The 18,948-nt window shown below is 63.9% G+C and carries 18 protein-coding genes; 10 read left to right on the top strand and 8 right to left on the bottom strand.

What is annotated here, in order from left to right; all coding sequences use genetic code 11:
* Positions 1-12: 12 nt before the first annotated feature.
* Both WJ542_RS31265 and WJ542_RS31260 read right to left on the bottom strand, forming a co-directional pair.
* Complete coding sequence (locus WJ542_RS31265; protein WP_411193397.1) at positions 13-273, bottom strand: hypothetical protein; 261 nt, start codon at positions 271-273, stop codon at positions 13-15.
* Positions 274-283: 10 nt separating this feature from the next.
* A complete protein-coding gene (locus WJ542_RS31260) occupies positions 284-1,213 on the bottom strand; it encodes a LysR family transcriptional regulator (RefSeq protein ID WP_411193396.1) in 930 nt (309 codons plus the stop codon).
* Between the two features lie 93 nt (positions 1,214-1,306).
* Between WJ542_RS31260 and WJ542_RS31255 the strand changes: the two genes are divergently transcribed.
* Positions 1,307-1,732 (top strand): VOC family protein, encoded by a 426-nt coding sequence (locus WJ542_RS31255; RefSeq protein WP_411193395.1) that lies wholly within the window; start codon positions 1,307-1,309, stop codon positions 1,730-1,732.
* A gap of 45 nt (positions 1,733-1,777) precedes the next feature.
* Here WJ542_RS31255 and WJ542_RS31250 read toward each other — a convergent pair whose 3' ends face one another.
* Positions 1,778-3,322 (bottom strand): class I adenylate-forming enzyme family protein, encoded by a 1,545-nt coding sequence (locus WJ542_RS31250; RefSeq protein WP_411193394.1) that lies wholly within the window; start codon positions 3,320-3,322, stop codon positions 1,778-1,780.
* 2 nt (positions 3,323-3,324) lie between these two features.
* Positions 3,325-4,980 (bottom strand): acyl-CoA dehydrogenase family protein, encoded by a 1,656-nt coding sequence (locus WJ542_RS31245; RefSeq protein ID WP_411193393.1) that lies wholly within the window; start codon positions 4,978-4,980, stop codon positions 3,325-3,327.
* A gap of 195 nt (positions 4,981-5,175) precedes the next feature.
* On the opposite strand from WJ542_RS31245, the gene WJ542_RS31240 reads away from it, so the two are divergent.
* Positions 5,176-5,544, top strand: coding sequence for a hypothetical protein (locus WJ542_RS31240; RefSeq protein ID WP_411193392.1), 369 nt, complete (start codon positions 5,176-5,178; stop codon positions 5,542-5,544).
* Between the two features lie 44 nt (positions 5,545-5,588).
* Here WJ542_RS31240 and WJ542_RS31235 read toward each other — a convergent pair whose 3' ends face one another.
* Both WJ542_RS31235 and WJ542_RS31230 read right to left on the bottom strand, forming a co-directional pair.
* On the bottom strand, positions 5,589-6,461 hold the full coding sequence (locus tag WJ542_RS31235; protein WP_411193391.1) for a class I SAM-dependent methyltransferase: 873 nt from the start codon (positions 6,459-6,461) through the stop codon (positions 5,589-5,591).
* A 95-nt stretch (positions 6,462-6,556) separates the two neighbouring features.
* Positions 6,557-7,468 (bottom strand): LysR family transcriptional regulator, encoded by a 912-nt coding sequence (locus WJ542_RS31230; protein WP_411193390.1) that lies wholly within the window; start codon positions 7,466-7,468, stop codon positions 6,557-6,559.
* A gap of 191 nt (positions 7,469-7,659) precedes the next feature.
* On the opposite strand from WJ542_RS31230, the gene WJ542_RS31225 reads away from it, so the two are divergent.
* The 4 genes from WJ542_RS31225 to WJ542_RS31210 all read left to right on the top strand — a co-directional run bounded on the left by WJ542_RS31225 (position 7,660) and on the right by WJ542_RS31210 (position 13,786).
* The gene (locus tag WJ542_RS31225) at positions 7,660-8,886 is read left to right on the top strand and encodes a Gfo/Idh/MocA family protein (RefSeq protein WP_411193389.1); all 1,227 of its coding nucleotides are present in this window, start codon (positions 7,660-7,662) and stop codon (positions 8,884-8,886) included.
* A 251-nt stretch (positions 8,887-9,137) separates the two neighbouring features.
* A complete protein-coding gene (locus tag WJ542_RS31220; protein ID WP_411193580.1) occupies positions 9,138-10,466 on the top strand; it encodes a 2-hydroxycarboxylate transporter family protein in 1,329 nt (442 codons plus the stop codon).
* Between the two features lie 67 nt (positions 10,467-10,533).
* Positions 10,534-12,429 carry an ATP-binding protein gene (locus tag WJ542_RS31215; RefSeq protein WP_411193388.1) on the top strand — a complete coding sequence of 632 codons (1,896 nt, stop codon included), beginning with the start codon at positions 10,534-10,536 and terminating at the stop codon, positions 12,427-12,429.
* Positions 12,419-13,786 carry a sigma-54-dependent transcriptional regulator gene (locus WJ542_RS31210; protein WP_411193387.1) on the top strand — a complete coding sequence of 456 codons (1,368 nt, stop codon included), beginning with the start codon at positions 12,419-12,421 and terminating at the stop codon, positions 13,784-13,786. The genes WJ542_RS31215 and WJ542_RS31210 overlap by 11 nt, the downstream gene beginning before the upstream one ends.
* Before the next feature lie 137 nt (positions 13,787-13,923).
* Here WJ542_RS31210 and serC read toward each other — a convergent pair whose 3' ends face one another.
* Positions 13,924-15,018: a 3-phosphoserine/phosphohydroxythreonine transaminase gene (gene serC, locus WJ542_RS31205; protein ID WP_411193386.1), complete on the bottom strand. Its 1,095-nt coding sequence runs from the start codon at positions 15,016-15,018 to the stop codon at positions 13,924-13,926.
* A 122-nt stretch (positions 15,019-15,140) separates the two neighbouring features.
* Positions 15,141-15,716, bottom strand: a complete 576-nt coding sequence (locus tag WJ542_RS31200; RefSeq protein ID WP_411193385.1) for a TetR/AcrR family transcriptional regulator — start codon at positions 15,714-15,716, stop codon at positions 15,141-15,143.
* Between the two features lie 1,163 nt (positions 15,717-16,879).
* Here WJ542_RS31200 and WJ542_RS31195 point away from each other — a divergent pair.
* The 4 genes from WJ542_RS31195 (at position 16,880) to rpsU (ending at position 18,717) form a co-directional block, all read left to right on the top strand.
* The gene (locus WJ542_RS31195) at positions 16,880-17,083 is read left to right on the top strand and encodes a cold-shock protein (RefSeq protein ID WP_411193384.1); all 204 of its coding nucleotides are present in this window, start codon (positions 16,880-16,882) and stop codon (positions 17,081-17,083) included.
* A gap of 278 nt (positions 17,084-17,361) precedes the next feature.
* Positions 17,362-17,586, top strand: a complete 225-nt coding sequence (locus WJ542_RS31190; protein ID WP_411193383.1) for a hypothetical protein — start codon at positions 17,362-17,364, stop codon at positions 17,584-17,586.
* 544 nt (positions 17,587-18,130) lie between these two features.
* The gene (infA, locus tag WJ542_RS31185; protein WP_411193382.1) at positions 18,131-18,397 is read left to right on the top strand and encodes a translation initiation factor IF-1; all 267 of its coding nucleotides are present in this window, start codon (positions 18,131-18,133) and stop codon (positions 18,395-18,397) included.
* A 107-nt stretch (positions 18,398-18,504) separates the two neighbouring features.
* Complete coding sequence (rpsU, locus tag WJ542_RS31180; protein WP_091997207.1) at positions 18,505-18,717, top strand: 30S ribosomal protein S21; 213 nt, start codon at positions 18,505-18,507, stop codon at positions 18,715-18,717.
* The last annotated feature ends 231 nt before the right edge of the window (positions 18,718-18,948 follow it).

Here is an 18,948-nt window from a genome sequence, read left to right as displayed (position 1 = left end):
GCGACGGAGCAGTCAATCGCCGTCGGCGCCATCGAGTTCCTTGCGCTCGCGGCGCTCCTCGTTGCCGCGCCGCGCGCGCATGCGCTGGCGTGACAACACGGCGATGACCTCGCCGGTGCTGGCGTGCGGGGGGATTTCGTTGCGGATCACGTTGGCCACCATCGGCAGCCCCTGGCGCTGACGCTTCAGCGCCCGCGCAATGGCCGTGCGGCAGGCCTGGCCGTGGCAGTCCCATTCGTCACGAACTTTTCCGCAGTAACGGCATTTGTCCATAACGTCAAGTTTAACCGGAATTCCCGCGTGCCTTCGGGGTGGGATCGCGCACCGGGCGCGACGGCGAACCCGACGCCCGCGCATGGCGTGCCACGATGCCCACGAGGATATTGGCCGCATCGCTCATCTGGCGCGGGTCGCGATGGATCAGCCCGATATCGCGATGGAACGTGTGATGGCCGAGATCGACCGCGCGCACGCCGGCCGGCCAGCGGCGATACTGGGCGGTCTGCGGCAGCAGCGCGGCGCCCACGCCGTTCTCGACGAGCCGCACGATCGCATCGAGTTCGTCGAGCTCGCAGATTTCGCGCACGGTGAGTTGCATGCGGAGCAGGAAGCGGTCCACCTGCCGGCCGCCGAACGATGCGCGGTCGTAGCGGATGAACGGCAGCGTCGTGGCGAGCTCCATCCAGTCGCGCCCGCGCGTGCCACGCGGCACGACGAGCCGGAACGGTTCGTGCGCGAGCGGCGTCCAGTGCAAATCGCTTTGCAGTGCGAATGGTGGTCGAATGACGGCGGCGAGATCGAGTTCGCCGATGTCCACCATGTTGATCAGTTCCGACGACAGGCCCGGAACGACACGTGCCTGCGCTCCCGCGCACTGGCGGAAGAATTCGGCGAGCGCATCGGGCAGCAACGCGCGCTGAACCGAGGCGATTGCACCGACGTTGAGCCTCACCGCTACCGTGAGATCCACGCTGACTTCGCTGAGGCCGGCATAGAGGCGGAGCACTTCCTGAGCCTGCACGAGAATCTGCTGCCCGCGCGCGTTCAGCCGGGCCGTACGGCCTTCGCGGTCGAACAGCGCGAAGCCCAGTTCGGTTTCGAGGCGCTGCATCTGCGCGCTGACCGCGGCCTGGGTGAGGCCGATTTTCTGGCCCGCAGCGGCGAACGTGCCCTCGCGGGCCACGGCGATCAGCGTTTTCAGTTCACGGATCATTCACAAATTTCCTTTGTATGTCCGAAAACTATATATTGATTTTATTTTCGACCGCGGGTGTCTACCATCGTTTCATTTCCTCCGGAGCCCACCATGAGTCTTTCCCCGTTTCATCTGGCCATTCCGGTCTACGACCTTGCTGCTGCGCGCGACTTCTACGGGCGGGTGTTCGGGCTGAGCGAGGGCCGCTCCAGCCGCGCCTGGGTGGATTTCGACTTCTACGGGCATCAGCTCGTTATCCACGAGCACCCCAGGACGGCCTCGCAGGAGCATGCGCATACCAATCCCGTGGACGGCCACGACGTTCCCGTGCCGCACTTCGGCATCGTGCTGCCCTGGGACCAGTGGGAGGCGCTGGCGGAGCGCCTTCGGCAGTTCGGCACGAAGTTCGTGATCGAGCCTTACATTCGCTTTCAGGGGCAGGTGGGCGAGCAGGCCACGATGTTCCTGCTCGACCCTTGCGGCAACGCGCTGGAGTTCAAGGCGTTCAAGGATCTTGGGCAGTTGTTCGCGAAGTGAGTGCGCGGCCGCCGTACGACGGAGCGCGCATTCGGACCTGACGGTTCAGGCGCGCTTCGCGGCCTGCGCCATGCCGCGCACAACGTGCTTCATCAGCTTGCCGGTCGGCGTGCGAGGCAGGCTCTCCAGGACGAGATAGTCCCGCGGAATCTTGTACCGGGCGAGGCGCGCCGCAAGAAACTCGCTGAGCGACTGCGGGTCCACCTGTGTGTCCGCCTGCGGCACGACCACGGCCACCACCGTTTCGCCCCATTCCGGATGCGGGCGCCCGATGACCGCCACGTCCTTGACCGAAGGATGCGCGAGCAACGCGTCTTCCACCTCCTTCGAGTAGACGTTCTCGCCGCCGGTAATGATCATGTCCTTCTCCCGGTCGACAATGAACAGAAAGCCGTCCTCGTCCCGGCGGGCGAGGTCGCCGGAACGATACCAGCCCTCGCAGAACGCACTAGACGTGGCCGCCTCGTCATCGAGGTAGCCTTGCATCATCGAGTCGGCCTTCAGCCAGATCTCTCCCACTTCGCCTGCGCCCGCGTCGCCGCCGTCCTTGCGAACCAGCCGAAGATCCACGCCAGGCGTGGCCACCCGGCCGATCGATCCGGCCTTGGCGAGTTGCTCGTCCGGATACAGTACGGTGCCCGAAGGACCGGTCTCGGTCATGCCGAACACCTGAAAGAAGTTCTCGCTTCGATACACCTCGGCGAGGCGTCTCGCGGTGTCCGGCCCGATCGGACCGCCTCCGTAGATCCATGCACGGACCGAATCGAGCCTGAACTGCTGGACGTCGAGGCTCATCTGCAGAGGCAGCAGATAGGAGACCGGCGCGCCGAAATACAGCGTCACCGCTTCGTCCTGAACGGTTTGCAAAAAGTGCCGCGGGTGGTACTCGCGCAGCAGCACCACGGTGCCGCCGACGAGTAGCGTACCGAGCATCCAGTTGTTGAGCGGCGATGAATGCCAGAGCGGCATGGCGATCAGCGTGCGCTCGTCGCGTGTCATCGAAAGCGCCAGCGCGCTCGTCGATGCCGCGACGCACGCGCCGCGATGGCTTAGCAGACAGCCTTTCGGCCGTCCCGTCGTTCCCGACGTATAGAGTATTTCCGCGATCTCGTCCTCTTGCCCCGGTTCGCCGGAAAACGGGCGCGCTTCCTTGGTTGGATCTCCGTTCGGATTGCGGATCAGAGCGTCGAGAAACGCAGCGCCAGCTACCGCGCTATCGGTGCTCATCCTGGCGACGGGCGTTTTGATCGCGTCCATGACAGGGGCCAGCGCGCCATCGAACAAGCACAGCCTCGCGCGGGCATGCGCCAGTATGTATTCGACCTCAGGCGCCTGCAGTTTGTGGTTGACGGGAACGACGACCGCGCCGAGACGCCACACGCCCAGCATCGCGATGACGAACCCGGGGGTGTTCAGGCACATGAGCGCTACACGGTCGCCGTGCCGTACCCCATGCTGCGCGAGAACCGTCGCGGCACGCCGCGACAGGTCGTCGATCGCGGCATAGGTGTAGCTCGCGCCGGCATAGCGCAGCATCGGCTTGTGCGGGTATTTGCGCACATTGCTTTCGAAGAGGGAAAGGATGTGCATGGTCAGACCGGAAAGGCGCGCTCGATTATCGCTTCGGCTTTCACGCCGGCGGGCAGTGTGCCGAACACGCGCCCCCATTGGTCGTCGAAGCGGCTGGCGATGAACGCGTCCGCGACCTCGGCGGGCGCGAATTCGCGCAGCAGGCGCGCCTGGATCAGCAGGATCAGGCGTTGCGCTTCGCGTCGCGCAGTGAATTCGAGCGTTTCGCCGTCTTGCCGCAAGGCACGCGGAATGGCTTCGAGATGGGGACGCAAACGCGCGTCGTCGCGGCAGACCGTGGCCAGATCGCCGATCAGGGCGCCCAGCGCGTCCGGCTCGCGGGCGACGGCGCGCAACATGTCGAGCGCCATGACGTTGCCCGAACCTTCCCAGATCGAGATCACCGGTGCTTCGCGATAGAGGCGTCCCATCGGGCTCTCGTCCATGTAGCCGTTGCCGCCGAACACTTCCATCGCCTCGCCGGCGAGTTCGATGCTGCGCTTGGCGACCCAGTACTTCGCCGCCGGTGTGACGATCCGTTTCCAGGCGCGCTGAAGCGGCGCGCTTTCGGTGTCTTCGGCCAGCGCGAAAGCTTCGGTCAGCCGCATCATCAACTGCGTCGCGGCCTCGCTTTCCAGCGCCATGTCGGCCAGGACGTTGCGCATCAGCGGCTGGTCCGCGAGACGCTTGCCGAATGCCTCGCGGCCGCGTGCATAGTGGATGGCCTGCACGAGCGCCTGCCGGATCGTACCGGCGCTGCCCATGACGCAGTTCAGGCGCGTGTACGACGCCATTTCGATGATGGTTGGAATGCCGCGTCCTTCTTCGCCGACCATGCGACCCCAGGCGCCCAGGAATTCGACCTCGCTGCTCGAATTGGAGCGATTGCCAACCTTCTCCTTCAGCCGCTGGATATGAATCGCGTTCTTGCTGCCGTCTGGGTGCCAGCGCGGCACGAAAAAGCAGGAAAGCCCGTTCTCCGTGCGCGCGAGCACGAGGTGCGCGTCGCACATGGGTGCCGAAAAGAACCATTTGTGCCCGGTGATTTCGTACTCCGCACCACGTCCTTCGCCGCGCAACGGCGTGGCGCGCGTGCTGTTGGCGCGCACGTCCGAACCACCCTGTTTCTCCGTCATGCCCATGCCGACGAGCATCGAAGACTTCTGTTCGAACGGAATGTCGCGCGCGTCGTAGGTGTGCGAATAAAGCTTCGGCGCAAGCTGCTCGAACAACTCGGGTTCCTTCTGCAGGACCGGAATGCAGGCGAAGGTCATCGAGTTCGGACATTGCGACCCCGGCTCGATCTGCCCATGCATCGAAAAGCCCGCGGCATAGGCGGCCCACGCGCCCGGCCGGGGATCGTTGAACGGCTGGGCGACGAGGTTCTGCTCGCGGGCCATGCTCATGAAGCCGTGCCACGCGGGGTGAAATTCCACGCGATCGATGCGATTGCCCTGGCGGTCGAAGGTGTGGAGTTCGGGTTTGAAGTGATGGGCGTCTTCGGCCATACGCAGGGAGGCTTCGTCGCCGAGCAGGGCGCCGTAGCGGGTGAGCTCGGCCTCGTGCACCGTCGCGCCGGCGCGGCGCACCGCTTCCTGCAAGGCGATGTCGCTGCTGTAGAGGTTATAATTTTTCAGGTCTGCCACGACATTCGTGACTTCGTGAGTCTTCCAGTTCATATCGCAAGCTCCCTTTCGTGATCCCCGATTCGTGCCGATGCAACGACACCGGATTCACGGAAAAGTGTAAGGACGACCTTCTGCCAGGGTGTTCGGATTTGAAAAACCTCGTGCCGCCGTCGCCCTCTCCCACGCCAGCGAAGCGCCGCCGGCCGGCCCAATCGCGTGCGCTGGCACGAGCCGCTGCCGCAGAGAGTGGACGCCCTGATCCATGCCCAGAGTGAAGCGCCCCTGGCCGAACCCGAACAGTGGGGCGCTCTCTTTCTGCTCGAGCGCCGCATTTCGGGTGCGGAGATCTATCGGGACGTCTACCGCGAGTTCGTGCAGATGTGGGAGAAGACGCTGACATGCGGGCCCGGATGGCCCGATCGCGCGCCGGCACCGGAGGCCGCGTTCACCGTCCATTCGATCGTTCACGGCCTCGTTACGCAGGCCCTGATGACCCGAACGATCCTGCCGGATATCGTCGCGATCAGACGGATGCTTCGCACGGCGGTGCACGGCTATCTCTCGGTGATCGCCCCGCACGCGTACCGGCTGTACCGCTTCGAAGAGCCGGCTTGACCCGGCAGCCGCGCAACGGCGCCTGCGCGCCGGGCGCGCGCCGGCTAAGGCCTGGTGAACTTCAACGTCATGCGATCCGATTCGCCGATCGCGGCATAGCGCGCCCGATCGGTGTCGCCGCCCTTGTAGGTCGGCGGCAGGGACCACACGCCGTGCGGGTAATCCTTCGTGTCGCGAGCATTGGCGTTGATTTCGCTGCGGCCGGCGAGTACGAAACCGGCTGCCTGCGCATGCTCGATCACGAAAGCTTCGGTCACGTAGCCGGTATCGATCATCTGCTGCACGGTCGTACCGGGCCGGGCGCGATGCTCTTCGACGCCGAGCGTTCCACCCGGCTTCAACGCGCGATAGAACGCACGGAGGTTTGCGTCGAGCTGGCCATCCTTCATCCAGTTATGGATGTTTCGAAACGTGAGTACGAAATCGAACCGCTCGACGGCATCGAAGCCCGTAAACGCGCCCGCGTGCAAGGTGCCGACTACGACGTTGCCATAGATTGCGGGGTTGCCCGCGAGCTTGCGCGAAAAAGCGGCATCGCCCGCGCGCGCCTCGGCGCTCAGTTCCGCCGACGGGCTGACGTATTGGGCTTCGTACAGATGACCCGCGTCGTGCAGCCAGGGCGCAAGAATATCCGTGTACCACCCGCCTCCCGGCGCGATCTCCAGGACCGTTTGCGTGGGGCCAATGCCGAAGAACGTCAGCGTTTCCTTCGGATGGCGATAGACGTCGCGCGCCCTGGCCTGTTCGCTGCGTTGCGAACCGCCGATTGCGGCATCGAGCGACGTGGTGGCAGGGGAAGACGCTTGCGAGGGGGCGGTGCAGCCCGCTACCGTCAGCGCGAGCAATGTCGCGGCGATAGCGACGGCACGCGGCAGCGAATATTTCGCGGGGGTCAGGCGTTGGTGGGTGGCGTTCATGGGCGCGACGCGAAGTTCGGATACATGACGATACGCGTTTTTATGGTCGAGTGCCGACGACTGCGAATTCAGACGGACCCGGTTCCCGCGATACGTCACGCGGAGAACGCCTCAAGGCGCTCGCGCAACAGTGCCTCCAGCCAGTCGGCGAAAACCTGTAGCCGCCGCGACAGATGCTGGCGGTGCTGATAAAGCAGTGTCATCGGCATGGGTGAGGCGCGCTGCGTGGGCAGCACTTCGACGAGTTCGCCCGCGCGCAGATGCGCTTCCACGTCGTAGGCGGGAATCTGGATCAGGCCGAGGCCCGCGAGGCAGCAGGCGATATACGCCTCGGCATTGTTCACCGTGACGCGGCCCGGCACGACCGTGGTGCGCGCGGTTTCGCCGTCGTGCCATTCCCATGGCGCGATGCGTCCGCTGGTAGGGGAAGCGTATTGCACGGCCAGGTGCGTCGCGAGGTCGGCGCTCGTGCGCGGCGTGCCATGGCGCGCGAGATAGGCGGGGCTCGCGACGTTGATGAGCGTGAGGTTGCCGATCGGCCGTGCGATCATGCTCGAATCGTTTAGCAGGCCTACACGCAGGGCGCAGTCGATGCGTTCCTCCACGAAGTTCACGGCGCGGTCCGTGCTGCCGAGTTCGATGTCGATCTTCGGCCACGCATCGAGAAAGACGGGCAGCGCGGGCGCGACCACGAGCCGTCCGATGCGGCCCGGCACGTCGACGCGCAGCTTGCCGCTCGGCCCCACGGCGCTCTGGCGGAACAGGTTCTCGGTGTCCTCGACGTCGGCGATGAGACGCAGGCAGCGCTCGTACAGCGCGGCGCCGTCCTGCGTGAGCGAGACGCTGCGGGTCGTGCGATGCAGGAGCCGTGCGCCCATGCGTCCCTCCAGTTCCTGCACGGCCGCCGATACCGACGAGCGCGGCAGGCCGAGCGTGTCGGCGGCGCGCGTGAAGTTTGCGCATTCCACGACTCGGGCGAATACGCGAAAGAGTTCGATTCGATCCACGAAGCTTCCCTGATGGTGTTGGCGAACGATATCACCGGGTTGAGCGCTTCGCGCGGAAGGCCGTCGCCAGATCAACGGTCCGTGGTCCCCGCCGCTTGATCGATTTTTGATGGGTTTGCGGCGTCGCCGGCATCGACCTTGTCGCTATCCTTCATGACGGAAGAGCGGTCGCGGTATGGCCGGCCGCACCTTTGCCGCAGAACCCGCACTCAATCAGGAGGAACAAGATGACAGGGAAGGTGGGCAGACGTATCCGCCTCGGGCTCGTGGGTGGCGGGCCGGGCTCGTTTATCGGGGAGACCCATCGAATCGCCGCGCGGCTCGACGGGCACTACGATATCGTTGCCGGCGCGCTGGCTTCGGACCCGGAGCGTTCGCGGCGCACCGGGCTGGAACTCGGCCTGGCGGCAGAGCGGGCCTATGGATCGTGGCGGGAAATGCTCGAGACCGAGGCAACTCGTGCCGACAAGATCGACGTTGTCGCTGTCATGACGCCAAACGACTCTCACCACGCCGTTTGCATGCTGGCCCTGGAGAAGGGGTTTCACGTCATTTGCGACAAGCCTCTCGCAACCGATACCCCGCAGGCCGAAGAAATTGCCCGGCAGGTGGCGCGCACCGGCGCCGAATTCTGCGTGACCTACTGCTATACGGGTTTCCCGATGGTTCGACAGGCGCGCGATATGGTGCTGCAGGGCGAAATCGGCGAAATACGCCAGATCCATCTTCAATACGTGCAGAGCTACCTGGCCGGGCACGAGTTGCCGGCGGCGTGGCGCACCGACTCGGCACGCGCGGGCAAGTCGCTGGTGTTGATGGACATCGGCACGCACGCGTTTCACCTGGGCGCATTCGTTACCGGCCTCACGGCCACGCGGATTTGCGCGGACGTGGGGTCCGCTATCCCGGGGCGCAAAGTCGACGATTACGTTGCCGCGCTATTGCGTTACGAAAACGGCGCGCGAGGCTCGCTTTGGGTCACGAATGCCGCCGCCGGCTCGGAACATGGGCTCAGCTTTCGCATTCACGGCGACAAGGGCGGCCTCGAATGGCATCAGGAGGAACCCAATCGCCTTATTCACCGAAGGCAGGGGGACTTCGAGCAGACCCTCACGCGGCGCACCGGCCCGCTGATGAGCGAGGGCGCCCAACGCTCGACGCGCATCGCGATCGGTCATCCCGAGGGCTACCTGGAGGCATTCGCCAATCTCTATACGGAGTTCGCGGCCAGGGTGGCAAGCCGGATTGTCGGGCACGACGAAGGACAACCGCATCCGCTTTCCCGGGTGTCTCGGACGGCGTCAAAGGGCTGGCGTTCGTCGACGCGGCCGTTGAAAGCGCGAGCGCCGGGGAGTGGCGCGACATTAAGTAAGGGACGGCAGGCTGAGATTTCAGCCTGCCTGTCGCCCGAATTCTGAATCTTCGGAGCTGGGCATGGGTGTTCCGCTGAGAGATCCAATTTGGAAGGGTAAGTAAATCAACGGGTTAGGATTATTTCTCCGTGCGGATGAGCGCTGGCATGGCTGCTGCTTTATAGCCGTCCGGCGGCCTTGGGGCCGTCGTTCCCATATGCCAGAACAAGCTCCGGAAGCGCGATGCGATCCGGTCGCGAATACGAAGGAGACATTCCGTGCGAAACAGTGCGCCCGCATCCGCCTCGTCCCCGGCGCTGCCCGATCAGAGCCCCGCCACCCGGGATCGCTTCTGGCCGGAGGGCTGGTGGAAGCTGATGGAAATCCGCATCGGCATCATTCCGCTGCCGATTTACGTGATCCTGGCCGCGCTCATCGCCGGTTTTGCGGTTAGCGGCAAGGTGCCTGGCGAGATCTCGATGTCCATCGCGGTGCTCGCCTTCTTCGGCTTCACCTGCGCCGAGTTCGGCAAGCGCCTGCCGCTGTTGCGCAATATCGGCGCGGCCGCGATCCTCGCGACCTTCGTGCCGTCGGCTCTCACGTACTACCACGTGTTGCCGAAGCCGGTGCAGCAACTGACGGTGGATTTCACGAAGCAGACGAACTTCCTCTACCTGTTCATCGCGTCGATCATCGTCGGCAGCATTCTGAGCATGGACCGGCGCGTGCTCATCCAGGGCTTCCTGAAGATCTTCATCCCGCTCGCGGCGGGTACGGTCGCCGCGACGATCGTCGGTACCGCAGTCGGCGCCGCGCTCGGCCTCGGCGTCAAACATACGCTGCTCTTCATCGTCGTGCCGATCATGGCAGGCGGCGTGGGCGAAGGCGCGATCCCGCTCTCGGTCGGTTACTCGGAAATCATGCACGTGGCGCAGGGCGGCCTGTTCGCGCAGGTGTTGCCTCCGGTGATGCTCGGCAGCCTCATGGCCATCGTTCTTGCCGGCCTGCTCGACATGCTCGGCAAGCGCTTGCCGCATCTGACCGGCAATGGCCGGCTGCAGGTTGGCGAGACCGGAGAAATGGCGCCGTCGAACGAGGAGTCGCGCGTGCACATCGACGTTGGCCACATTGCCGCCGCCGGCATCACGGCGATCACGCTCTACCTGATCGGGCTCATGGCGCACAGGCTGTTCGGTCTGCCCGCGCCAGTCGCCATGCTGTTCCTTGCCGTGCTCGTGAAGCTCGCACGCGCGGTTTCGCCGCCGCTGCAGGAGGGGGCGTTCGTGGTCTACCGGTTCTTCTCGACGGCGGTCACCTATCCGCTGCTGTTCGCGATCGGCGTGGCGATGACACCGTGGGACAAGCTGATGGCGGCGTTCACGCTCGTCAACGTGGTGACGATTGCCGCGACGGTCGTGACGCTGATGGGCACGGGTTTCGTGGTCGGCCGCCTGATGAAGATGTACCCTATCGACACCGCCATCGTGAACGCCTGCCACAGCGGCCAGGGCGGCACCGGCGACGTCGCGATCCTGACCGCTGCCAACCGGATGCAGTTGATGCCGTTCGCGCAGATCGCCACGCGTATCGGCGGCGCGATCGTCGTCACGGTGACGCTCATCCTGGTCGCGCATTTCGGCGGATGAGGCCTATGGGGAGGGACTCTCGCGATGGCGGCGCCGGCGCAGCCGCGCCACCCGACGAAGGGCATCGATGAGGGCAAACGTGCCGAAGCGCTATAAGGGAATCGCGTGGTGGGGATGGGCGGCGGCCGCCGCGCTGTACGTGGGAGCCGCCACCGCCGCGGTCGCGTTTGCGTGGGACCGCGCAATCGATGCGCTCGCCGACACCGGCGAGCATCGGCTCGATCTTTATTCGGCCAGCCTGACGAGCGGGCTCGGGCGCTTCGAGATGATGCCCGCGCTCGTGGCGCGGCAGGATAGCGTGCGCGCGCTGCTGAAGGCGTCACCGAATGCGGTACCCGGCTTGTCGCGCACGGTCGATGCGTATCTGGAAGCCGCCAATCGCGACGCCGGCAGCGGCGCGGCCTACGTGATCGATGTCCACGGCTCGGTGATTGCCGCGAGCAACTGGAACCAGTCGCTCAGCTTCGTGGGCACGAACGTGTCGTACCGTCCGTACTTCCAGGACGCACTTGCGCGCGGCAGTGGCCGCTTCTTCGGCATCGGCACGAACACCGGTATTCCCGGGTTGTATTTTGCGAACGCGGTGCTCGACGCCGGCAAGGCGGTGGGCGCCGTGGCCGTCAAGGTCAGCGTGGACGAACTCGAATCGGCGTGGCGCATTCCCGGCGAGGCGGCGATGGTTGTCGACGGCAACGGCGTGATCGTGATCTCGACCGTGCCCGCATGGAAATTCACCGCCATGCGGGCGATCACGGCGCAGCAGCAGCGCGAGATTCAGGCGACGCGGCAATACGCGGGCCGCACCGTGGAGGCGCTGCGCTACCGGCGCGTGGGCGACTGGAACAGCGCCGCGTGGTTCGGCATGTTTCCCGACCTGCGCCGCGCGGGCCGCACCGCCCGCTATCTCGTGATGTCGCGACCGGCGCCGCAGGGGCACGACACGATCATGGTGCTCCTCGATACCGAAGGCGCACGGCGGCAGCAGCGCGTGGCATTCGCGTTCGTAACCGGTGTGTTCCTGATCGCCGTGCTCTATGCGCTCTACGCGGTTCAGCGCCGGCGGACGATTCAGGAAAAGCTCAAGACGCAGGAAGCGTTGCGCAGTGCGAACGATCGGCTCGAAACGACGGTCGCTCAACGCACCGCCGCGCTGACCGAAGCGAACGCGAGGATGCAGCAAGAGATCGCCGAACGCGAGCACACCGAGCAGCGTCTGCGCGCGACGCAGCAGGAGGTCGTGCATGCCGGCAAGCTTGCGGTGATCGGCCAACTGGCGGCGGGTCTCACGCACGAGTTGAACCAGCCGCTCGTCGCGATCCGTACGCTCTGTGACAACGCGCGCACGTTCTTCGAGCGTAATCAGCCCGCGCAGGCAATCGCCAATCTGGAGCGTGTTGGCCGACTCGTCGACAGCATGGCGGTGCTCACGGGCGAGTTGAAGGCGTTCGCGCGCAAGCCTGAGTTCGAGCGCGTCGCGGTGTCGCTCGACGAGGCAGTGGCGCACGCGCGGCTCATCTACGAGTCGCGGATTCGCGACGAAGGGGTACGGCTCGAAGTGCGGATTCCCCTCGGCACGACCGTGTATGCGGAGTCGAGCCAGCTTCAGCAGGCCATCGTCAACCTGCTTGGCAACGCGCTCGACGCGGTTCGCGACGCGAGCACGCGTATCGTCACGATCGACGCAAACGAGGGCGATTCGCCAGGCCATGTGCGCTTCACGATTGCCGATAGTGGCCCGGGTATCGCGCCGGAAGTGCTCGCTCATCTGTTCGAGCCGTTCGTCACGACGAAGCCGCGCGGGCAGGGTCTCGGGCTTGGGCTTGCGATCACGTCGCGTATCGTCGAAGGGTTCGGCGCGAAGATCGCCGCGGCTAACGGTGACGGCGGTGGCGATGCGGGCGGCGCCAGGTTCACTATCGAATTCGCGGCGGCCGAGCCGCAAAGGTCAGAGCATGGAAGATGAGATTCGGGTGCTGGTGGTCGAGGACGACGAAAATGTCCGGATCGGCGTGGAGCAGGCCGTCGCGCTGGCAGGCTTTCCGGTGAGCGCCTACGCGTCGGCGGCCGATGCGTGCGCCGACATTGCGCCGGGCGCGCCGATCGTGGTGGTGTCCGACGTGCGGATGCCCGGCATGGACGGGCTGCAACTGCTCGACCGCGTGATGGCGGTCGACGCACAGATTCCCGTTCTGCTGATCAGCGGGCATGCGGACATTTCGACGGCGGTGGGCGCGATGCGAGTGGGCGCCTACGATTTCATCGAGAAGCCGTTTTCGTCCGAAGTGATCGCCGCCAGGGTGGCACGCGCGGTCGAGAAACGCCGGCTGACACGGGAAGTCGAGGGGCTGCGCGCGTCGCTGCGCAACCGGCAGGGGATCGAGGCACTGGTGCTGGGCAACTCGGCGGCGATGGCGGAAGTCCGCAAGAAGATCCTGCGGCTTGCGGATACGTCCGTGTCGGTGCTGATCACCGGCGAGACCGGCACCGGTAAGGAACTGATTGCACGCAGCCTGCACGACTTCAGCGGACGGCGCGACGCGCATTTCGTCGCGCTGAACTGCGGCGGTTTGCCCGAGCAGGTGTTCGAGAGCGAATTGTTCGGTCACGAGACCGGCGCGTTCACGGGTGCGATCAAGAAGCGGGTGGGCAAGATCGAGTGGGCGAACGGCGGCACGCTGTTTCTCGACGAGATCGAGACGATGCCGGTTCCGCTTCAGGTCAAGATGCTGCGGGTGTTGCAGGAGCGCGTGATCGAGCGGCTTGGCGCAAACGAGCTGATTCCCGTCGATTGCCGGTTTGTCGCGGCTTCGAAGGCCGACCTCGTCGACCTTTCATCCGACGGTCGCTTCCGTGAGGATCTGCTGTACCGGCTCAACGTTGCGCAGATCGAACTGCCGCCGTTGCGCGAGCGGCGCGAGGACGTGCCCTTGCTGTTCGAGCACTTCGTGCTCGCGGCCGCGCGCCGCTTCGGCACGGCGGCACCGGTCGTGACGGCTGCGCAGTTGTCCGAACTGATGACCCATGCGTGGCCCGGCAATGTGCGCGAACTGCAGAACGTTGCGGATCGCTTCGTGCTGGGGCTGACCGGCGACAGCCTGCTCTCCGCGGCCACGGCCGCGGGCGCCACGAAAGGCGGCACGCTGCCGGAGCAGCTCGCGCATTTCGAGCGGTTGCTGATCGAGGAAGCGCTGCGACGTCATTACGGAAACGTTGCGGAGGCAAGCGCCGAGCTCGGCATGCCGAAGAAGACCCTTTATCACAAGCTCCGTCAATTGAAGCTTGCGGCCCGGGATTGGCAGGGTGAAGAAAAGGAAGCCTAAATAGACGCGAATGCCGCGTTTCATGCGCTGGAACGCGTGGGTGGAACGGTGCGCCGCAGAGGTCGTATCTTTGGCAGCAGGCCGCGGTCGAGGACGGACTGGTCGGAGGCGAGTACGTCTCCCGGGTTCAGCGTGTTTCAGGCCCGCTGCATGGCGAATTCGGTCAGGACCTCGCAGAGCACCTCGACGGCCTGCGGCGTGACGGCGTTGTAGAGCGATGCGCGCAAACCGCCGAGCGAGCGGTGCCCGTCGAGTCCCACGAGGCCGCGCGCGGCGGCGGCCTCGATAAAGGCCCGATCGAGCCGTGCGTCGCCGAACGTGAACGCGGCATTCATGTGCGAGCGCCAAGGCCGCGCTGCGTGTACCGTCAAGACGTCGCTCATTTCGTCGAGCACGCCGTACAGACGCGCTGCTTTTGCTTCGTTGATGCGCTGCATGGCGGCCAGCCCGCCGATGTCGTCGCGCAACCAGCGCGTGATCAGCGTCAGCACATAGATGGCGAACACGGGCGGCGTGTTGTAGTTCGAGCCGTGCGTGATCTGGGTGCGGAAGTCGAGGATGTGCGGCAGGCCGCCGGGGATGCGCGCAAGCAGTTCGCGGTCCATCAGCGCGACCGTCACGCCGGCCGGACCGAGATTCTTCTGCGCGTGCGCGTAGATCATCGCAAAGCGCTCCGCGGCGATCGGCTTCGAAAGAAAGTCCGAGGACATGTCCGCGATCAGCGGGACCGGCACATCGTGCGCGGGCACGGGGAACTGCAGGCCTTCGATCGTCTCGTTCGAAACGTAGTGGAGATAGGCGGCGCGGCGATCGACGTTTAGCTGCTCCAGCGCCGGTAACTCGCGAAACCCGGTGCGCTGCCCGTCCCAGGCGACGCGGCACGCGCCTACTCGGCCCGCTTCGGCGGACGCGCGAGCGCTCCAGTAGCCGGAGTTCACATACTCGGGCGGCGCGTAGCCTGGGGTCGCGAAGTTCATCGGCACCGTTGCGAACAACAGGCTGCTGCCGCCTTGCAGGAAGGTCACCGCGTAGCGGTCGGACAGGCCGAGCAGATCGCGGATATTGCGCTCGGCTTCCGCGAGGATCGCGAGGAACCAGTCGGACCGATGGCTCATGCCCAGCACCGAAACGCCTGTTTCCGGCAAGGCGACGATCGAATCGCGCGTTTGTGCCAGCACGGTGGCAGGCAGCGCACCGGGACCGGCGGAGAAATTCAGGGCGTTGGCGTGCATGGTTCGTGGGTCGAGTCCAGCCGTCGAGGACGGTCGATCATTCGCCCGGACAGTAACGAAGTGCAGACAGCGTAGCAGAGCGCCATCACGACCAACGCGACGAGGTGAGGGGAAAACAGGGGCTAGTTTCGGGAAACGAGGAGTGCCCGAACGACAAGCATGGCACGTTCCCCGCGTGCGCCCGGCCTGATTCGGCCTGAACGTTCGAGCTCGACGAGCCCATGAAGGGCTGCCCAGAACGTCTCGGTCACGTCGTCGACATCGACGCAGAACGGCGTGACGACCGCCACCAGCGCATCGAAAGCGGCTCGCAGTTCCGGTCGGGTTTCCGTCTCGGCGAAGCGCAGATTCGTCGGGAGGACAAACATGGCCTCGTAGAGCGCAGGACAACGTAACGCAAAGTCGAGATAGGCCATGGCGACATTCTCGAGGGCGTTTCGTTGTCCGCTCGATCCGCGCGCCGCTTCCCGAAGCGCTACGGTGAACTCCTGGAAACCCTCCACTGCAACTGCGCCAACAATCGCGTCCCTGTTCCTGAAATGCGAATAGAGGACTGGCTGGCTGTATTCGATCTCTTCGGCCAGACGGCGAACCGTTACGGCATCCCATCCCTCGCGCTCTGCGATCACGCGTGCTGCCGCGACAATGCGGGCCTCGCGCTCGGCCCGTTGCCTGCCTTTCCGCTCCGCGATACTCAACCTTCGCTCTCCCCGACCAGGACGGCCGACGTGCCACACGATGTTACAGAAGCTCGATAATCTAGCATTGCTAGATTATATTATATCGGTACGAAACAGACGTGAGACACGGCGATGCACTGGCTTGCGATCGGTCTGCCGCTCCCTGAAAACGGCGCCAACGTCGCCTGGCGGCTTCTCCTCAAGGGAGTGCGCGACGTTGCATCGGGATTGGCAGTCCTGACGTTCATGGCGCGGGGCAGCCCTCGCGCGGTTGGCCAATCGCGATCCGCGAGGCCTGAATACGAGCCGCTATTGCGATACGCTCAACAGACGTTTCAGAACATACGCTCAAGTTATCCGCCTTGGTTTTGCAAGAGGGCGACCAATTCGTCCCGCGTGACCGGGTGGGTGGCTACGTTGCCTGCTTCATAGCTGTGCGTCAGATGGACGGACGTCAGGGAATTTACCAAGTTTTCCTGAATTGGCTGCCGTGCCACTCTATGTACCAGTGCCATTTCCTATGGAGACAGGCATGCAAGCCAAGACGCTCAAGAATGCCAGGGTCGCCGCTTTTCTGAATCGGTCGGCGCTGTGTCTGCTGATATCGCCGGTGGCGTGTCTTTTCTGGGCGCTCCATGCCTACCCCCCAAGGGATGCATGCTTGCTATGCCTCATCCTGGCAACGTATCTCTGGCCTTTCGCAGGAGTCCTTTTTTTAGTCTCGGCCGGATTCCACGTCGACACCGCCGGTCAGCCGCGCAGAAAGGGTATCCGGTGGCGCGAGGCTCATGGGCACTAACTGGCGCGTGTGCCGGTCTTCAGGGTAGTCCGCCGTAGCGGCTCAAATAAGCGCCTCCTGTCAACGGGAGGCCTTTGAGCCGAGGCTACCCGTTTCGCCGATGCGCGTCAGCGGATCCGGAAAATCGATTGAACCGACAAGGGCGCGCAGCCAGGCGAGGCGCCGCGCTCCGTCGGCAGAACTGGCTGTCTGGTGAAACAGTTACAAGATAGGTATTGACGCTGGCCCACCCAGCGGGTAATGTGCGGCTCGAAGTTCAAGAAGTTCGATTGCTGTTCATCAATTGCTCGCTCCTCGGCGGTATTCGTTGTCCTCTCCCTCCTTGAAGCTTCACACTCTCTTTAATAGAGCAAATTTTCGTATTTTTTCTCCAGGATTCTTCATGGATACCGGTACCGTCAAGTGGTTCAACGACAGCAAAGGCTTTGGCTTCATCACCCCGGACAAGGGCGGCGACGACCTGTTCGCGCATTTCTCCGAAATCAGGGGCGAAGGCTTCAAGACGCTGGCTGAAAATCAGAAGGTGAGCTTCGAAACGAAGCAAGGCCCGAAGGGGCTGCAAGCGGCTAACATCAAGCCGCTGTAAGGTTGAAGGACCCGGCCTCCCTCAACGGATGCCGGGTTGCAGCGACACCCTCGCGGAGCTTTGCCTCCCTCAGTTGGCGCGATCGCTCCTCACTGGCATCGGTTTATTGAGCAGCTTGCCAGGCGCCATACGTCTCGTTGTGCCTCATTCTTCCCTTAGGCTTCAACGCCATTTTTCGTGTTTCGACGGCTTCGGAATTCGGTCCGAATGGCCTTGAATCGGCGCACCCTTGCACTTTTCGCACGGCACGCGCGCACTTAAATATCATTAAAATTAAAATGCAAAACAAACGAATTCAACAATACAACGGCTATGCCGTCCAATCCTCGGCGCATCGTTTGCCCGACGGTAGTTTTTCGTCCAACCTGCTGCTCGAATGCATCGATAGCGCGCGAGCCGAAGGCCGCTACTGGTTCTATTCGCTCGATTACTTCAAGAGTGAAGAGCAGGCGTTACAGCACTCGACCCAATGGGCACGCAACTGGGTCGACACGCGAGGTTGAAGACGACGCTACGGTTCGAAACACCCAACGCCTCTGAGGCACCAGGGCGGGTGCAACAAAACCTGCCCAAACATCACGCGGGATCCCGAACTGCGCATCGCCGGCACCGAAAACCGGTACCGCTCACATAGCTGACAACGCTCCTTTCCTTCTGGCCCCGCCGATAGTGGCAGGGCAGATGGCGGTCTTCGGTTACAATACGGGATTAGTTCGCTTCGCACAGCACCGAAAAGACGCGTGCTAGTTAGTCGCGAATCTTCCTTTGATTGATAGTCCCGTGAGGCTGGCGATAACCGTGCTCGCTGGACTACACGCTCCGACTCGCATCGAACCGGTATTGCGAGCCGCCGCATCTGACCGATCCCCGCGTACCTGATTCGCCGCCCGGACACGGTGGTGTCCATGACTTCCAGGACGCGAGGGCTGCCCAGCATTTCATGCTTCCCACGAATGCGCGAGCGCGTGTCGATCAACGCTCGCGGCTTCTTTCTCAACGCGGCGTCTGACTGAGCCCGTGTCGCGCCAATTGATCAGGAACCTTTGAATGGCCAAAGAAGAACTGCTGGAACTCGACGGTATCGTTGAAGAAGTGCTGCCAGACAGCCGCTACCGCGTCACGCTCGACAATGGCGTGGTGGTCGGGGCGTACGCGTCCGGTCGCATTCGCAAGAATCACATTCGCATCCTTGCAGGCGATCGGGTAACGCTGGAGCTTTCGGTGTACGACCTGACGAAAGGACGCATCAATTTTCGACATAAGGATGAACGGAGCGGCGGCGCAACGCAAAGAACCGCATTTCGCCGTCGTTGACGGCGCGATACGCGACCGTCGGGTGTGACCCTGAACTGTGCCAGGACGCTGCGCGCACATCCACATCACCATTAGCCATTGCGGCCGGATCTCGACCAAGGAAAAAATTGACTACTGTAATTCTGAAACCCGACGAGCCCGTGGAAGTTGCATTACGCCGTTTCCGTCGCGCGATCGAACGCACCGGCTTGATTCCGGAGCTTCGTGCCCGGACAGCCTATGAAAAACCTACCGCAGAACGCAAGCGCAAAAAGGCTGCTGCAGTGGCACGCCTGCGCAAGCAGATCAAACGGTCGTTGCCGCCGAAGAAGCGGTACTGATCGGAAACTCCCGGGCAGCCTGCTGAAGCGGCTGTCTGGTCCCAGCCGGGTGTCTCGTGTAACCTCCGCCTGGGGCCGGTTCTGATCTGGACCGAGTGGCCGGTTGAATCCGCCTTCGCATATCGGCCACTTAATTTTCTGCGATCGATAGACCGCTCCGGGTCGACAACGGGCCAACGCCCGTTACTTACTTCTGTAGTCCTAAGTATTCAGCGCTCGGGCGGAAAGTTC

Source organism: Paraburkholderia yinzeri (assembly GCF_046581065.1).
Classification (GTDB): Bacteria; Pseudomonadota; Gammaproteobacteria; order Burkholderiales; family Burkholderiaceae; genus Paraburkholderia.
The sequence above is the reverse complement of the archived record's forward strand: the minus strand, read 5'-3'. Positions and strand labels throughout refer to the sequence as shown.

What these genes read in the sequence shown, in the direction of transcription:
- WJ542_RS31265 (WP_411193397.1), bottom strand. Translation starts at nt 273, where the DNA reads ATGGACAAATGCCGTTACTGCGGAAAAGTTCGTGACGAATGGGACTGC.
- WJ542_RS31260 (WP_411193396.1), bottom strand. Translation starts at nt 1,213, where the DNA reads ATGATCCGTGAACTGAAAACGCTGATCGCCGTGGCCCGCGAGGGCACG.
- WJ542_RS31255 (WP_411193395.1), top strand. Translation starts at nt 1,307, where the DNA reads ATGAGTCTTTCCCCGTTTCATCTGGCCATTCCGGTCTACGACCTTGCT.
- WJ542_RS31250 (WP_411193394.1), bottom strand. Translation starts at nt 3,322, where the DNA reads ATGCACATCCTTTCCCTCTTCGAAAGCAATGTGCGCAAATACCCGCAC.
- WJ542_RS31245 (WP_411193393.1), bottom strand. Translation starts at nt 4,980, where the DNA reads ATGAACTGGAAGACTCACGAAGTCACGAATGTCGTGGCAGACCTGAAA.
- WJ542_RS31235 (WP_411193391.1), bottom strand. Translation starts at nt 6,461, where the DNA reads ATGAACGCCACCCACCAACGCCTGACCCCCGCGAAATATTCGCTGCCG.
- WJ542_RS31215 (WP_411193388.1), top strand. Translation starts at nt 10,534, where the DNA reads ATGAGGGCAAACGTGCCGAAGCGCTATAAGGGAATCGCGTGGTGGGGA.
- WJ542_RS31210 (WP_411193387.1), top strand. Translation starts at nt 12,419, where the DNA reads ATGGAAGATGAGATTCGGGTGCTGGTGGTCGAGGACGACGAAAATGTC.
- serC (WP_411193386.1), bottom strand. Translation starts at nt 15,018, where the DNA reads ATGCACGCCAACGCCCTGAATTTCTCCGCCGGTCCCGGTGCGCTGCCT.
- WJ542_RS31195 (WP_411193384.1), top strand. Translation starts at nt 16,880, where the DNA reads ATGGATACCGGTACCGTCAAGTGGTTCAACGACAGCAAAGGCTTTGGC.
- WJ542_RS31190 (WP_411193383.1), top strand. Translation starts at nt 17,362, where the DNA reads ATGCAAAACAAACGAATTCAACAATACAACGGCTATGCCGTCCAATCC.
- infA (WP_411193382.1), top strand. Translation starts at nt 18,131, where the DNA reads ATGGCCAAAGAAGAACTGCTGGAACTCGACGGTATCGTTGAAGAAGTG.